Origin of the sequence: Sphingobacterium sp. SGR-19 (assembly GCF_011043555.1) — a bacterium.
Taxonomy (GTDB): domain Bacteria; phylum Bacteroidota; class Bacteroidia; order Sphingobacteriales; family Sphingobacteriaceae; genus Sphingobacterium.
On sequence record NZ_JAAKGS010000003.1, the window covers coordinates 42,322 to 57,887 of the forward strand.

13 protein-coding genes are annotated in these 15,566 nt (G+C 43.4%); 4 read left to right on the plus strand and 9 right to left on the minus strand.

The genetic code is table 11. The features are described from left to right. Positions 1-22: 22 nt before the first annotated feature. From G5B43_RS07665 to G5B43_RS07700, 8 genes are all read right to left on the minus strand, one after another. Positions 23-1,018, minus strand: coding sequence for a DUF6528 family protein (locus G5B43_RS07665; protein ID WP_165294158.1), 996 nt, complete (start codon positions 1,016-1,018; stop codon positions 23-25). Between the two features lie 5 nt (positions 1,019-1,023). After that, positions 1,024-2,583: a RagB/SusD family nutrient uptake outer membrane protein gene (locus G5B43_RS07670; protein WP_165294159.1), complete on the minus strand. Its 1,560-nt coding sequence runs from the start codon at positions 2,581-2,583 to the stop codon at positions 1,024-1,026. 29 nt (positions 2,584-2,612) lie between these two features. Next, the gene (locus tag G5B43_RS07675) at positions 2,613-5,882 is read right to left on the minus strand and encodes a TonB-dependent receptor (RefSeq protein ID WP_240904799.1); all 3,270 of its coding nucleotides are present in this window, start codon (positions 5,880-5,882) and stop codon (positions 2,613-2,615) included. 193 nt (positions 5,883-6,075) lie between these two features. Next, positions 6,076-7,230: a FecR family protein gene (locus tag G5B43_RS07680; protein WP_165294161.1), complete on the minus strand. Its 1,155-nt coding sequence runs from the start codon at positions 7,228-7,230 to the stop codon at positions 6,076-6,078. Between the two features lie 85 nt (positions 7,231-7,315). Next, positions 7,316-7,900 (minus strand): RNA polymerase sigma factor, encoded by a 585-nt coding sequence (locus tag G5B43_RS07685; RefSeq protein WP_165294162.1) that lies wholly within the window; start codon positions 7,898-7,900, stop codon positions 7,316-7,318. Positions 7,901-8,287: 387 nt separating this feature from the next. Beyond that, positions 8,288-8,962 carry a DUF2490 domain-containing protein gene (locus G5B43_RS07690; protein ID WP_165294163.1) on the minus strand — a complete coding sequence of 225 codons (675 nt, stop codon included), beginning with the start codon at positions 8,960-8,962 and terminating at the stop codon, positions 8,288-8,290. An 89-nt stretch (positions 8,963-9,051) separates the two neighbouring features. After that, on the minus strand, positions 9,052-9,417 hold the full coding sequence (locus G5B43_RS07695; RefSeq protein ID WP_165294164.1) for a nuclear transport factor 2 family protein: 366 nt from the start codon (positions 9,415-9,417) through the stop codon (positions 9,052-9,054). Between the two features lie 200 nt (positions 9,418-9,617). After that, a complete protein-coding gene (locus G5B43_RS07700; RefSeq protein WP_165294165.1) occupies positions 9,618-9,908 on the minus strand; it encodes a hypothetical protein in 291 nt (96 codons plus the stop codon). 657 nt (positions 9,909-10,565) lie between these two features. On the opposite strand from G5B43_RS07700, the gene G5B43_RS07705 reads away from it, so the two are divergent. The 3 genes from G5B43_RS07705 (at position 10,566) to G5B43_RS07715 (ending at position 13,867) form a co-directional block, all read left to right on the plus strand. Continuing rightward, a complete protein-coding gene (locus tag G5B43_RS07705; protein WP_165294166.1) occupies positions 10,566-11,903 on the plus strand; it encodes a GH1 family beta-glucosidase in 1,338 nt (445 codons plus the stop codon). Positions 11,904-12,028: 125 nt separating this feature from the next. Beyond that, positions 12,029-13,099, plus strand: coding sequence for a mandelate racemase/muconate lactonizing enzyme family protein (locus tag G5B43_RS07710; RefSeq protein ID WP_165294167.1), 1,071 nt, complete (start codon positions 12,029-12,031; stop codon positions 13,097-13,099). A 3-nt stretch (positions 13,100-13,102) separates the two neighbouring features. Further along, positions 13,103-13,867, plus strand: coding sequence for an SDR family NAD(P)-dependent oxidoreductase (locus G5B43_RS07715; protein ID WP_165294168.1), 765 nt, complete (start codon positions 13,103-13,105; stop codon positions 13,865-13,867). Between the two features lie 5 nt (positions 13,868-13,872). Here G5B43_RS07715 and G5B43_RS07720 read toward each other — a convergent pair whose 3' ends face one another. After that, on the minus strand, positions 13,873-14,160 hold the full coding sequence (locus tag G5B43_RS07720) for a GNAT family N-acetyltransferase (protein ID WP_206367284.1): 288 nt from the start codon (positions 14,158-14,160) through the stop codon (positions 13,873-13,875). Positions 14,161-14,490: 330 nt separating this feature from the next. Here G5B43_RS07720 and G5B43_RS07725 point away from each other — a divergent pair, with 330 nt between their 5' ends. Continuing rightward, positions 14,491-15,513, plus strand: a complete 1,023-nt coding sequence (locus tag G5B43_RS07725; RefSeq protein WP_165294169.1) for an LLM class flavin-dependent oxidoreductase — start codon at positions 14,491-14,493, stop codon at positions 15,511-15,513. Positions 15,514-15,566: the final 53 nt, after the last annotated feature.

Sequence of the window (15,566 nt, forward strand, 5' to 3'; positions counted from 1 at the left end):
AAAAATTAAATCAGTTGTCTTGTTATTTATCGCAAGATTTAAATAGATGCTTCTCCGGATAACTAAAGGCATTTTTCACAAACCATCTCGCTTTATAAATCCGGAAACCGGCTTTGTAAAAAACAGCGTTAGCTCTGCTGTCTACCACTTCGTCGGACCACCATTGTTCCTTGGGCTTCAGAAAAATATCGGGGAAACCCTCCGGGCCAGACGATATGCTCTTGATACTTGCCTGAGGTCCCTCCGCTGGCTTCGTTGTCTTTGTCGCGGGGTCGAACAGGTAAATGTTCTTACTCATACTCAGCCATAACAAATCTTCGTCGTACTTTGGAAAAAGGTCGTGGGCATCCGCACCCGGTATCGCAATAGTTTCCGTTAGTTCCAGATCGGGTCGATCACAGTTAAAGTTATAGACAAAGGCCTTCATTTCACTTCTCGCAGCCGACCATAACAGATCATTGGCCAGGTCCCAAACTACATTATGCCCAAAATCAATAGGAATATTCTTCTTATATACATTTTCTGGGAAGTTTAACGTATCTACTCCTATTACCGTAAGAAAATTCCCTGTGCTCGATGCACTTACGATATTTCCGTCTGGTAGTACTTCGGCCGAATGTGTATTTCCGCCCACATGGGTGTAAAACATAGTTTTCTTATCCCGAATGCGGATAAGTGCTACACCACCACCTGACGCTGTCGCCAATATATATTCTCCGTTAAACACTGGTTTAGCATCACTGATATTGGTGAACCATGCGTAATGTTCTGGTTTGACGTTGCTCTCCCTCGGTTTCCAATACCAGATGACGGTGTTTGAAGGTACATCGGCAATCGCGACCTGCGAATCAGACTGTTCGGAAAGAACGAGGCATCGTTCGCATTCAGACACCGTTTGAGGCGGTTGCTGTATTTCCTCCTTCTCTTCTTCTTCAGACGGAGGGGAAGGGGAATCGGCTGTGCCCGAACAGCTTACCAATAGAAGAAGGAATGTAAGATAGCTATTTATTTTCTTCATGATATTTAATAGTTTGCATTCTGTTCCAAATTTGGATTTAACTCGCGTTCCCGGTCTGGAATAGGCCACCAATAATCTCGCTGAGGATTAAAACGTCTGGTAACCAGGGGTTGCTCCATAGCATTATAGATGGTACTGTTTAATACCGTTTCTGCCATTTTCCATCTTCTAATATCTGTATAATAGAAGCCTTCCAAGGCCAATTCGATCCTTCTTTCGTGCCGGATCAAATCGCGCATCTGTGACTTGTTCAAGTCTCTAGGAAGCGCATACGGATCAAGACCTGCGCGCTGTCTGATTCGTTCAATAGTGGCGTAGACGCTTTCGTCAGGTGCATCCAATACTTCATTTTTGGCTTCGGCGTACATTAATAGCACGTCGGCATACCGAATCAACATATAGTTTGTTTCAGAGCGTCCACCGTTGATAATATTGGTGTTGGGCTCTTTGTCATAAATGGTGTATTTTTTCACGCCGTAACCGGTAATCTTAAAAGGCTCAGTCGGTGTCGTTACCGATCCCATGTAAGTATCCCCCGGGTAAACCACGGTCTGGTACATGCGTGGATCCCGGTCTTTATATGGTAATGCCGGGTCGTATAAGGTCGATTCGGAAGGCAGACGCCCGTCCTTCATATAGTAAGCATCTATCAGGCCGCGGATCGGCGCGTTGGTATTGTATTGCCTACCGATCAGGTCGAACGAACTTCCCTGTTCTGGCGCTTTAAACTGCACGGCAAATACCGATTCTGCACTATTATCATTTTCTGGCATAAACACCTGACGGTAATTCGACAAGAGATTATACCCCGCCTCGCTGAGATTCATCACACTTTCGGTAGCGGTTACTACGGCTTCCCACTTATCGGCAGCATTGTTAGGGTTATTGAGCGGACTGGCCTCGAATAACAATACCCTTGCCTTTAATGCCAAAGCAGCGCCTTTCGTCGCCCTACCGATATCGCCTCCTGTATACGTCGTAGGCAGTCCGTCGACGGCTTCTTCAAGATCTTTTAGCACCTGCGCGACGATTTCGGCCCTCGGGTTTCTCGGTAATGACGCGTGATCCAGCTTCGGAGTTTCCAATATCAGCGGCACGCCTCCGTAGTACATTTGTAGAATGGAGTAATAAAGCGCTCTCAGAAATTTTGCCTCGGCAATCATTCGGTTTCGAATGTCTTCGTTCATCGGTACCCTACCGACGTTATCCAAAAATGTATTTGCTCGGCCTATACCTTCGTAACAAGCTCTCCATCTGTTATTAATGATGGCCGAATTATTCGCCGTCTGCGTTCCATTTGCGATCACACTGAAACCACCCGAATTATCGTAGTTGTAGGCATTGGGTGTAGCAGTATCTTCCAATAGCGGAACGGCGTCCCCTCCGAATAGACCGGCCGAACGTAGCGTCGCATAGCAACCCGATAATGCTGCTGTCGCGCCCTTTTCAGACGTCCAGAAATTTTCATCTGTATAAAATCCAGTGGGATCTGTGTGGAGATCGTCGGTACTGCAGCCCACGACAATCAGCTGCAGGCTCCATATTATTAGTAGTAACTTTTTCATTTTGTCTTTCTCTTCAAAACTTTACTCATTTAAAACGTCGCGCTTAAGCCGAAACTAAAAGTTTTCAGCATAGGGTAATCATAAAGGGTGTCGTCCTTTATCTCCTTTTCCGGATCGAACTGTTTAAAATTCGAAAAAGTCAGCAGATTCTGGCCATTAACAAAGAAGGAAAAATTGCTAAGTCCAACTTTACTTATGAGGTCCTTTGGTAAGCTATAGTTTAACTGCACGTTCTGTAGCCGGAGATAAGAGGCGTCCTGCAGCCAAAATGTAGAGGGCTGATAGTTTTCCGAGGCACCTTGTGGGGTCACCAGAATAGGCAGTCTTGCATCGGGACGTTCCGGTGTCCAGGAATCCGTAACCCACTCATGGGTAATTCCTGCTCCATTGTTAATAGGATATACTAAATTGTTTGTCGGGTATATATTAAGCCCTTGAACACCTTGCCAAAACGTATCGAAGGAGAAGTTTTTGTATCCAAATTTAAGATTAAAGCTATACATATACTTTGGTATCGAGCTTCCCACGATAATCCGATCATCGCCGTTAATTTTGTCGTCTCCATTAACATCTCTATATTTAAGAAACCCGGGCTTCACATTGGAACTGATTACTGCACTGTAATCAATCTGTTCTTGATTTTGGTAGATACCTTCCGCATCATAAAGGTAATAGGCATCGATTGGGTATCCTTCTTTCAATATGCGCCGCCCATCGATAACCGTTTCACCGTTAAGATCGACAATCTCATTTTTCACGTATGTGATACCTCCCGAAACCTCATAGCTGAAGTCATTGATGAGATTGCGATGTGAAAGGTTCAATTCATATCCCTTGTTGTCTACAACACCGATATTCCGTTGTGCGCCACTGAGGTTACCTACTTGCGCTGGAAGATTTACAGGGCGCAAAATGTCGGTTGTTCGCCTTTTGAATAACTCAAAAGAGAGACCTAGTTTTCCGTTCCACATCTCGGCATCCAGCCCGAGGTTCGTCGTGGTTGTCGTCTCCCAGGAGATGTTAGGATCAACTGAACCGGTAATGGCTGCTCCGGGTACGATTACACCATTGAAATTATAATCACTTCCTAAGCTGACCTTTGGTAAGTAACTAAACAACGGCACATCCTGATTGCCAAGTTTTCCCCAAGACCCACGTAACTTCAGAAGGTTGAGACCCGAAAACTGTGGAAAGAAGCTTTCCCTATCCAACCGCCATCCGGCCGAAAAGGACGGAAAAAACGCCCAGCGGTTGGCAGGTGCAAAACGTGCAGACCCATCGTATCTAAAGGTGGTCTCTACTAGATATTTTTCATCGTAATTGTAATTTAGACGGCCGAAGTATGATCCCAGTTTATCGCGCGTCTCCACACCGTTATTTCTGGGATTAATAGAGCCTGCAGAGATATCGGTCAGTGCATTATCAAAATATCCTTCAATACGTGCGTCGAACGTTCCCCTTTCCTCGCTGATATACGATGTACCGACCATCGCCGAGACGTTATGAAGATCAATTTTTTTGTCCCAGGTCAATGTCTGAAAGAACGACATATTGAGCACGTTGTCGTCGTAATTGAAGGCATAAGGATTATTGTTATAATAGTATGGAACCTCCGTCTTCGGGTTATAAGTGGTCAAAAACGGAACAAATTGTCTTGCATAGCCGTCAAGCTTATCAATTCCCAGATTGATGTTATACCGAAGCCCAAACGGAAGTTCGTAGTCTGCAAATGCTTTTGCCAGTATACGTTGGACCGCATGGTCCTTACGCCCCTCTTTCAGTAGCATCAAGGGGTTTTCAACCGCATTACGGCCTGGCGTAGCAAATACGGCATTGCCGTACCGGCCGTCTGGTAGGTAGGGTGAAAAAATCGGCAGCACACGCATAAATCGGTTAAAGAAATACGGTGTGCCATGTGCATTTTCGTCGTACTTACGGTAGTTGGCGTGGACACTTCCTCCAACCTTAAACTTGCTACTGATATCTGTTGCGAGGTTCAGTGCCAAGGAATATCTATTTGCGTGGTTCGCGTCTATTAAAACACCATCTTGGTCCATAAACCCTAAGGAGAGGTTGTATATGGTTTTTTCACTCCCTCCGGAAAAACTAAGGTTATGCTGTTGGAGATAACCGTTCTTCAGCACTTCATCAAACCAGTTGATATTAGGATAAATATGTGGATCTGTCTTCATACCATTTCTATATTCCTCAATTTGTTCCTCAGAATACGTAATAGGCGATCCTTCGTTGATCATGGCTGTATTTCTCATCTGCATGTATAGGATCGGATCCCATACAACATCCGGCATTCTGGTGGTCTGTTGTATACCATGAGAGAAGCTGTAATTAACGGCTGTCCGTCCGCGCTGCCCCGTCTTTGTTGTGACGAGAATTACGCCATTGGCGGAGCGTGAACCATATATCGCTGCCGAGGCGTCCTTTAGCACCGTAATACTTTCGATATCGTTGGGATTCAGCTCGTTCATATTAAATTCAATTCCATCGACCAATACTAGCGGATTTTGATTGTTTAGCGTGCCAACGCCCCGGATGCGGATCGTCGCGACGTCCTGCCCCGGTTTTCCGCCGGCTTGGTTCACCCATAACCCTGACACCCCGTGGAGCGCCTGGCTTGCATTGGTAAATGGTTGATCTTTCTTTTTCGCCATATCCAGAACTGATACGGCACCGGTCACATGGGATTTTTGTTGTCTGCCATACCCCACGACGACGACTTCCTCGAAAGCTTCAATACGTTGCTTTAGCACCACGCGAAGTTCACGCTGCGCATCTAACTTTATCTCCACGGTTTCATATCCTGTATGACTTACACTGATTACATCGCCATCGCCCAAATCTTCTAACTGAAAGGATCCCATATCGTCGGTGCTCGATGTCCTTGTCGTTCCGACAACTCGAATCGTGGCGCCGGGTATCGGCTGGCCATTGATGTCGACAACGATTCCTGACACCGGATCTACCACTACGCTTTGCGCATTGCGCTCTTGTTTGCTTTTAATAACGATAGTTTTTCCGACAATCGAATACGCTAGATTTTTGTTTTCCAGAACCTTCTTCAGCGCGGTTTCTAAGCTCTCGTTCTGCAGCGAAACGTCGGTATCCCGGAACGGCTTGACTGTCTGAGGTTCGTACCAAAAAACGTATCCGGCTTGTTTTCCGATATCTTTCAAGATGTCCTCCAACGGCGCATTTTTCTTTTTGAGGGAAATCGATTGGGCAAAGATTTTTGCGTTTCCCTGGAGAGATGAAAACAGTATCAGGGCAACAATTAATTTCATAAATAGGAACAACCTTCGTCGCTTATACGAAAAAGGTAAAATAAAATAGTTAAATTTCATATTTTTGTTATGAGTTTTCATTAATACCAAGATGATTATTTGAAAATTTCTATCCGTTACCTGGTAGCGGAGTTACCGGAAATGTTGGCCCATTTCCGGTTTTTTATTTGATATTCGCCTAACTTTCCATGTTTTAATTTTTTACGGTTAATATTCTGTTCTTTAGTTCGAACTGTATATCACTTAATTCGAGAACCTTAAGAAGGGATGATAACTTCGCCTTTCTATCGATCCCTCCGGTGAATCGTCTTTCCGCCAGATGATCTTGATAGACGACCTTCACATCATACCACCGCTCGATTCGACGCATGATTGTCCTCAGATCTTCGTTCTCAAAAAGGGTGAAGCCGTTTTTCCAAGCGACTGCTAGGTCTGTGTCGACTTCTTTCACTGACAATTCCGGGCTTACGAGCGCCTGTTGACCCGGCGACAGAATCTTTTCCCCTTGTGTCGAACTGATTTTAATCGACCCTTCCAACAAGGTTGCGACCATAGATTTTTCGTCCTTGTAAGCCATCACATTGAAATGAGTACCGAGCACTTCTATTTTCGCCTTGCCAGCGATTACACGAAATGGCTTATTTTTATCTTGGCTGACCTCAAAATAAGCTTCACCAACCAGTTCAACATGCCGTTCGTTTCCGGCAAATACTGTTGGAAAACGCAGATGCGATTCTGCATTGAGCCACACTTTCGTACCGTCGGGAAGAACGATCTTATACTGTCCGCCTGTTGGCGTTGACAGCGTATTCCATACCAAAAAATCCGCGGTCGGCAATAAGGGGGTAGTAGATTCGAAGCGGATACTGCCTTCTTCATTTTTCCGTATCACCGAAGCGCCATAACTTAAGGAATCCTGTTGCATTTCATTCAGTATGATCCGCGCTCCATTTCCCAGGGTTAGGGTTGCTTTATCCCCTCCTGCTTCGACATCGTTTTGCGTAGCCGAGGCGACCTTAGGCATCGTGTAATTGCTGACCGGTACCACACGGAAGAAAAGGAGATAGATCGATATCGATACCACGACAGCCACCGCCGCAGCAATCCGAAACAGGCTTCTTGCTTTATGTACGCTCCGATTGCTGGCCGGTTCAAAACTGCCTATTTCCGCTTCCACCGCGGAAAATATGGAATCCTCGAGACCATTTGGTAGCTTTCCGTCTACCTTGTTTGTTCTAACATGGAGGTCTTCATACCAAGTTTCAACAAATTTGCGTTCGTCAGGGCTAGCTGTCCCGTCGTTGTATTTCTTTATAAGTCTTTGTAAGTCGGATATATTCAAAATCAAGCCTTTTAACATATATCCGTTTGGCTATGACAAAGTACTATAAGAAATTTTTCTTTTTTTGATTGTTCGAACGTCGTGCTATCAGCTAGTTGACAAATAGGACCAAAAGCATCAAGATTATTCGGGGATTATATTGCTTTAATTTGGCTTTGAGACGTTCCGAAGCGCTGTATAATTGGTTTTTGACCGTCTGTTCCGATATGTGTAGCGACTTGGATATGTCCCGTATGGAGAGATCCTCTTCTTTTTTCATCCGATATATTGTCTGCATTCTGGGAGGCATATTGAGCACCTCATCCTTTATAATGGAGTCTAGTTCTTTTTCAAACAGCGACTCGTCACAGGGTTCAGCCAGATCGGGTTGCTGTGTCGATTCTATAACGTATCGAAGCCGAACAGCGTTCCTCTCAAAAAGTTGCAGTACTTTATTTTTCAACACCGTACGCAGGAAAGGTGCCAATGGGCGGTCTTTCAATTCGTCGAGTTTATTCCACAAAACGATGAATACGTCCTGTACAATATCCTTGGCAGCTTCTTCCGACCCGACCTTTTGCAAAGCAGAGCGGTAAAGGCTTTCCCAATGCGTTGTGAAAGCACATTCAAAAACTTGTCTCCTCGAAAGAGTATCTAAGTATCCCGCTAAAAATTCTTCGTTTTTGAGGTTTTCCATCAGCAGGTTCCGAAAATTAACTTATACATTTATAAAACGAATGCTATGCTTCTCATCCGTTTACAAAATTAGGCATATTCGTTGTTTTTGATCCTTCACTAATATTAATTGTATGTTAAGGTTCTTTTATTTAGTTACCGTAGCGACCAGTTCTCAAATGTAATGAAAAAATTATATCAATCTCAAAAAAAATATCTATCAAAGCCCCCCTCTAATAAGAGGTACAGCTTTTGTCATTATATTTGTAAACGAACATCAGCTATTCGCCGGCGTACAGCCGGAAATCTCCATCGAACACACAAACATCTTTATAATAGTATATTGAACACCTTGGCAACTGACTTGTATTCCTTTAGACATGAACAGAAAGGACTTAAACAGGGATCTTTATTTCCATTTGAGTTGATGATGCACCGATAACATAGCGTGATTTGTTCCGCTTGTTTTCCCTACGTTTTGGTACATATACCCCATCTGCACTCCTACAGCATCAGATATTCTATAACCTATACCAAGATATGCTCGGTTTCGGTCAAAAAAATCCATCGTGTCATCGTCCGATAGGTTTAGGAAGGTCTCATTATATAGTGCCGCATACCATCCCTTTGCCGCCATCCCATACTGTGTAAATGGAATATCAGCAAAAAGGCAATAGCGAAAACGTCCTGAGAAGTCCTTATCTTCTACAAAACGTTCTTCCAGCCGGATCCGATGCCTGATGTTACTGCGCATCAAATTATGTGAAAAAAGTGCTTCCTGATACATTCTGTTTTCATTAAAAGGTTCATTCGGGCTTCCTGGCAATTCGTTATATATAAAACCGTAGCCAATCGTCGTCAATAAGTAGGGTTTGATTCGATATTGGAGTCCTACACGAAGAAGCGTCTGGTTGTGATCCCCCATCAACTGGTGGTCCCGTAACTGGAGTTCATGATGGATTGCAAATTTAGTCGCTTTTATTTTAGTTTGGCCAAAATACATAAGCCAGCCCTGTGGGTCTTTTTGTGCAAAGGAAATCGATGTTAGAAATACACCGATTAAGGTTAAGAATAATAATCTCATCCAATAAAAATAGTGGATATATTCAAAAAAATTATCCGCTTTAGAGTAACAAAATCGTGAAGATCTAAGTGGAAAAGATATGCTGGCTTCTAGGGTTTTCTACTATCGATTACATAGGATTCGATTTTAGCAATCTTGTTATTTCTAAAATGGTACACATCACAGAAATGTCCGTGGTAGTCCGTTCCATCTTTTAATTTACCGGTGCTTTTGCCCTGCACAGACGCCGTTTCGCCGTCGACCACAATAGTACCAAATTCAAAGCCCGTATGTTCGGGCATATCGCTACCGTCCATTTCAGACACTTCCTTTTTCCCATGCAGTACGGTATGTCCAGAAGACGAGGTAAACATCTCCCAAATTACGTCTTCTGCTAAATAGTCCATGAAGCTTTCCATATTCCCTTCTACAAAAAGCGCGTTGATTCTTTCTACCAATTGTCTTGTATTTTCCATAATCCATAAACGGTTCATTCAGATAATTGTTTTGACGAACTGTTATTTCAGAAAGATTACGTTCACTGATTCGACAAGTAACTTGCTATCCTTTTACACGCAACCTATAGCCTGACGCCGACACTCTACCTGCGGGGATCTTACGCCAAAACGGTTGTACGTCTTGACATGCGGGAAACCTCACTTTTTGGTATGTACCACTATGAGTTGAACGGTGTCGTCAATAGACGCAACCTAAAGTCGACCACGATTGACAATCCCGATCTACGTGTGGAGTGATATTCCTCGCCTAGCGAGATAATCTCCCTTTCGGGACGACTATAATTCTGACGGGTCGGTAGCACTCCATAAGGTCTATAAATTAATATTGGTTGATGATGATACAGCAGGGTTTCCAATGGAAGGACCTTACGGGGCGTATGAAGAGGTTTTTTTTCTGTACTATGCAACGACGCTGCTGAGTAAGTAAAGATATACGCTGAGCTGTTCAAATTTTAGCATTAGTTAATATGTGTTAAATATACACTAAGGTGACATTAAATTGTCAAATCTATCGTATATTTGTATTTCATAATTAGGTTTATAATTGGTTAGTTAGTTAAGAATCCTGAGGCTCCCCGCCTCAGGATTCTTTTAAACGCATTTTTACATCTGTCTGCGGTGTCTGCTGTACTCGATAATGAAAGGAGCTTCTTCGATAACCTTAATCTTCGTTCACGCCGTTCTTGGCATCGTGTAATATTTTCTCCGCGTACTGCCTTACTTTCAGTGATTGGCAACCAGCCCATCGGATCTTCAAAATAAGGTAAAACAAAACTTTATTAGATACCGAGGTTGTGCCATACCTGTTGCAAAATCTTTAAAGGTTATCCGGGGGGAATAGCCCGCCATGATCTTCGAGAAAAATACCTGCATATATAGTGATAAGTCTATAATTTTTTACAACCCGTGGAGATTAGCAAAAAATTTAATATAACGTTAACCCCCAAGTCATAACATTAAAGTAGCTTTATACATATTAAGTTAGTTTTAATGCAAACGATCATATGATGAAAGCTATCTTCAAATTCGTTCGACGTTTTATGTTCCAATTGCTGATCCCCCAGTTTAAATCCTTCTATTCTCCACTCAGATCTCATAAAGGGTAGATGGCTTCATTAAAAAAGGATGCCTTTAATGATGATTTTATATGGGGCGTTTCTACAGCTGCTTATCAAATTGAGGGGGCACATAACAAAGACGGTAAAGGCCCCTCTATTTGGGATGTTTTTGTACGGAAGAAAAAACGCATATTACGAGGGCAACATGGCAATATAGCGTGTGACTTTTACCACCGATTTACAGAAGATCTGGGATTAATGCGAAACCTAAACATATATAACCATAGGTTTTCCATCGCCTGGAGCCGGATCCTCCCTGAAGGAAACGGCCGGATCAACCAACAAGGGATCGATTTCTATAATAAACTGATAGATCGATCGCTGGAACTGGGAATAAGACCGTGGATCACGCTATATCACTGGGATCTGCCACAAGCGTTGGATAAAAATGGCGGCTGGGTCAATAGGGATGTAACGGAATGGTTCGGAAACTATGTAGCAATCTGCATAAAACATTTCGGTGACCGGGTAAAGGATTGGATCATCTTGAATGAGCCTACCGTCTTTTGTGCGGCTGGTTATTTTTTTGGAATTCATGCCCCTGGCAGAAAGGGGCTTGACACGTTCCTTGCAGCAGCTCATCACACGGCACTTGCCCAAGCGCATGGTGCAAGGGTAATCAAATCACTGCAAACAGACAGTAACGTAGGCACAACATTTTCGTGTTCACATGTGCAGCCCTTCTCTTCTCGGGAAAAGGACGTCCGTGCTGCCGAAAAAGCAGATCTGCTGCTCAACAGACTGTTCATAGAGCCGTTACTCGGCCTAGGCTACCCTACAGGTAGCATTAAAGTGCTAAATCGGATTGAAAAATACATGCAACAGAACGATGAACGGGATTTGAAATTTGACATGGATTTTATCGGTCTGCAGAACTATACCAGGGAGATCATCAAGCATTCTTATTTTGTACCTTATATACAGGCGGAAATCGTCAACGCTAAAACGCGCGCAGTAGAAACAACAGCAATGAACTGGGAAGTGTATCCCGAATCGGTTTATCATATCTTAAAAAAATTTAGTGCATATCCAAACGTCCCTCCGCTGATCATAACCGAAAATGGTGCAGCTTTTCCCGATGATGTCGGGAACGGGAAAATAGACGACCTGAAGAGAAAGCAATATCTACAGGAAGCGATCCAGCAAGTATTACGCGCCCAACAAGAGGGTGTGAATGTGAAGGGTTATTTTGTATGGACATTTTTAGACAACTTTGAGTGGGCAGAAGGATATGTTCCACGCTTTGGCCTTGTATATGTCGACTTTTCTACACAACAACGAATCGTAAAAGCATCCGGATATTGGTATGCTGATTTTCTGAAATAAAATCACTTCGCCGGCATCCCATCATCAACCGGAACAAATCCCTGTCGATAATGGGACAGGATACTACAGGACGCATCTCCGTGTTAGATAACCTACCTTAGTTTGCCATTTTAGCATATTTATATATGAAAATCAAACAATACAGTATATTCAAGGCAAAGGCTGCTTTAGATAAGCCGATAGCCGACGCTACACACAAACTGACAGAGATTTCTTTCGTCGTATTACGCATTGAGACCGTATCCGGAGTAATGGGAGAATCTTATCTTTTAAGCTTCCAGTATAGTCCGAGGGCGATTGTTGGGGCTTTAAAAGACGTTGGTGAGATGCTTATCGGAGAGGAGGTACACAATACAGTTGGTTGTTTTGAGCGGATAAGTGCACAAAATGAATACTTTGGGATCGAGGGTGTTAACAGATGGGCACAAGCTGCTTTTAACTTAGCGATGTGGGATGCATGGAGTAAAGCACTACAACAGCCGGTTTGGAAAATTTTAGGAGGATCGGCTTCCCGGGTCCCAATATATGGAAGTGGAGGGTGGAGCTCTTATACGGTCGATGAGCTTATTGCGGAAGTTAACGATTACAAAAAAAGAGGCTTTAAAGCTGTAAAGATCAAGGTAGGAAAACCGGACTGGAAGGAAGACCTGGAACGATTATGTTATGTTCGCGAAGCGGTAGGAAAAGATATTGCCATTATGATGGACGCAAACCAAGGTATGAAAGTGCCCGAGGCGCTATCTTTAGCGAGGGCTGCTCTAAAATTAGATATAAATTGGTTTGAAGAACCAATTGACCATAACGACTTTCAAGGATATCAACTGTTGCGTAACCAAGCTGGAATATCGATCGCAATGGGCGAAAGAGAATATAGTTCATTGCCGCTCCGAGAGTTGATTAGCCGGAATGCTATCGATATATGGCAACCCGATATTCTGCGTTTGGGTGGCGTGGAGGCGTGGCGCGATAGTGCAGCGCTCGCTAAATCCAATCACATTCCGGTGCTACCACATTACTATAAGGACTACGACGTCCCCTTGTTATGCACGATTAGTAATGGGAAAGGTGCGGAATCATTTGACTGGGTAGATCCACTGATCGACAACCCATTGAAAATTGATAACGGAATGGCGCTACCTCATAACCGGCCGGGATGGGGTTTTACTTTCAAAGACAGTTTTCTAAACGAACTATAACTTATGAACTACCTTGAAAAAATCTATTCTTTAAAAGGGCTGCGAGTGGTTGTTACGGGCGCTTCCAGTGGCCTAGGCCTACATCAAGCTATTGCATTGGCTAATTGCGGTGCGACAGTCTTTGCATTAAGCAGAACCGGAATGCCAAAAGTAGAAGTAGATATGGCTATTCCCAAAAATATCTATTTTGACAACCTTGACGTTTCTTCTTTATCGGATATCCGTGGCAAGTTTAGCAATATTGGAGCATCCGGAGGCATAGACGTTTTGGTAAATAATGCTGGCATAACACAACGCGTGCGAGCAGAAGAAATCAATGAAGAAAAATGGCAATCTATCCATGCGGTAAATATAGACGGTGTTTTCTGGTGCGCACAGGCGGCGTATCCCTTTTTAAAAAAATCTGCGCATGTCGGAAGAATTATCAATATTGCTTCTATGGCATCATATCTTGGTTTTTCTGAAGTCGTTCCATATTCATCTTCAAAGTCTGCAGTTCTAGGAATCACAAGGGGATTAGCGATAGAATGGAGCGACGATAATATTCTCGTGAATTCCATATCTCCGGGTTGGTTTCCGTCGCTTATGAATCAACAGGTAATGGATGCCGACCGAAAAGCAAAAATATTAAATAGAATGCCGCTACATCGTTTCGGCCGTCCGGAGGAGTTGGCCGCAATGACGTGCTTTTTGGCTTCGCCGGCTGCCACTTACATCACGGGGCAGGACTTTAGTGTAGACGGTGGTGCGTTAGCTTTCGGATTTTAAATCGGCTATCGAAAAATCACGTCACCTAAACTGTCGTCACGTTCCATAACTTTCTTCGCATAGGGACATAGTGGTAAGATTTTTACCCCTTTTTCTCGAGCGTACGCTATTCCTTTCATGACTAACTGTTTACCATAACCCTTACCATTAAATGCCTCGTAAATCTCAGTATGGTCAATGATGAACTTATTCGCACCAGCCCATACATAGGTCATCTCCCCTGCGGGAATGTCATCCTCTAAAATGACAAATTTTCCTCTACGTTGATCTTCTTCTTGTTTAAATGTTATCATATTATGTCTCCATTTTTACATTATGGTTTTGATACAAATATACGTTGTCCCATTGGATTATACATTATGAAACAGATCTTGTTCATTCGTCATTACATACGGTATTTTTGTAAGCAGCACTTATTTTTGTTAAGAGATGTTAAATCAATATTAAATCAAAAGCTTAGGCACAAGAATTGCAATCATTTTGGCAATTCATAATTTAGGTTAATAATTGGTTAGTTAGTAGAAATCCTGAAGCTCCCCGCTTCAGGATTTTTTTATTCTAGCTTCGTGGCGCCGCAAGTTTATTTTATTATTTTAGTACCTCATCAAATTCGCTGTGGAATTATGAAAAAAATAGGTTTTTTATCCTTTGGACATTGGGACAGCCATCCAGCATATAACACCCGTACTGCGAGCGACACCTTGCTCCAATCTATAGACTTGGCAGTAGCGGCAGAAGAAATCGGCTTAGATGGAGCATATTTCCGTGTACACCATTTTGCCAAGCAGTTGGCTTCCCCTTTTCCCCTATTGGCCGCAATAGGCGCCAAAACTCATAAAATTGAAATTGGCACTGGCGTGATTGATATGCGCTACGAAAATCCCTTATACATGATCGAAGATGCCGGAGCAGCCGATCTAATTTCAGGTGGTCGTTTACAATTGGGTATTAGCAGGGGGTCGCCCGAACAGGTAATCGACGGATGGCGCTATTTCGGATATGAGCCTACCCAAGATGAAACTGATGCCGACATGGGGCGTCAAAAAGGTTTAGAATTTCTTGAAAAATTAACAGGCATCGGGTTTGCTCAACCTAATCCTAATCCCATGTTTCCAAACCCACCGGGACTATTACGATTAGAACCCCATTCGGAAGGATTGCGCGATCGCATCTGGTGGGGAGCAGGTTCAAACGCTACCGCTATTTGGGCTGCTCAAAAAGGCATGAACCTCCAAAGTTCTACATTAAAAGACGACGAAAGCGGAAAGCCATTTCATATACAGCAGGCCGAACAGATCAGGTTATTCAAAAAGGCCTGGAAAGAAGCCGGACATATACGAGATCCTAGAGTGTCCGTAAGTCGTTCGATTTTTGCACTGGTGAGCGATCAAGACAGATATTATTTTGGTCATGAAGCTAGTAGAGGAGATAAAGTAGGTATGATTGAACCCAACAAACGGGCTATCTTCGGAAGGAGTTATGCTGCCGAACCGGATCAACTTATCAAAGAACTGGCCATGGATGAAGCTATCCAAGAAGCTGACACTTTGCTCCTAACTATTCCCAATACTTTGGGAGTAGATTATAATGTACACGTGCTTTCTTCCATTTTAGAACATGTGGCGCCTGGGTTGGGTTGGCGATAGCTAACAAAAAGGATTGGACAGGAAATAAAAGATAAAGCAAACGATATTTGGAT

Excerpts from the sequence above, each read along its gene's own strand:
- G5B43_RS07685 (WP_165294162.1), bottom strand. The coding sequence starts at position 7,900 with ATGGAAAACCTCAAAAACGAAGAATTTTTAGCGGGATACTTAGATACT.
- G5B43_RS07670 (WP_165294159.1), bottom strand. The coding sequence starts at position 2,583 with ATGAAAAAGTTACTACTAATAATATGGAGCCTGCAGCTGATTGTCGTG.
- G5B43_RS07725 (WP_165294169.1), top strand. The coding sequence starts at position 14,491 with ATGAAAAAAATAGGTTTTTTATCCTTTGGACATTGGGACAGCCATCCA.
- G5B43_RS07720 (WP_206367284.1), bottom strand. The coding sequence starts at position 14,160 with ATGATAACATTTAAACAAGAAGAAGATCAACGTAGAGGAAAATTTGTC.
- G5B43_RS07705 (WP_165294166.1), top strand. The coding sequence starts at position 10,566 with ATGGCTTCATTAAAAAAGGATGCCTTTAATGATGATTTTATATGGGGC.
- G5B43_RS07695 (WP_165294164.1), bottom strand. The coding sequence starts at position 9,417 with ATGGAAAATACAAGACAATTGGTAGAAAGAATCAACGCGCTTTTTGTA.
- G5B43_RS07690 (WP_165294163.1), bottom strand. The coding sequence starts at position 8,962 with ATGAGATTATTATTCTTAACCTTAATCGGTGTATTTCTAACATCGATT.
- G5B43_RS07715 (WP_165294168.1), top strand. The coding sequence starts at position 13,103 with ATGAACTACCTTGAAAAAATCTATTCTTTAAAAGGGCTGCGAGTGGTT.
- G5B43_RS07665 (WP_165294158.1), bottom strand. The coding sequence starts at position 1,018 with ATGAAGAAAATAAATAGCTATCTTACATTCCTTCTTCTATTGGTAAGC.
- G5B43_RS07675 (WP_240904799.1), bottom strand. The coding sequence starts at position 5,882 with ATGAAATTAATTGTTGCCCTGATACTGTTTTCATCTCTCCAGGGAAAC.
- G5B43_RS07710 (WP_165294167.1), top strand. The coding sequence starts at position 12,029 with ATGAAAATCAAACAATACAGTATATTCAAGGCAAAGGCTGCTTTAGAT.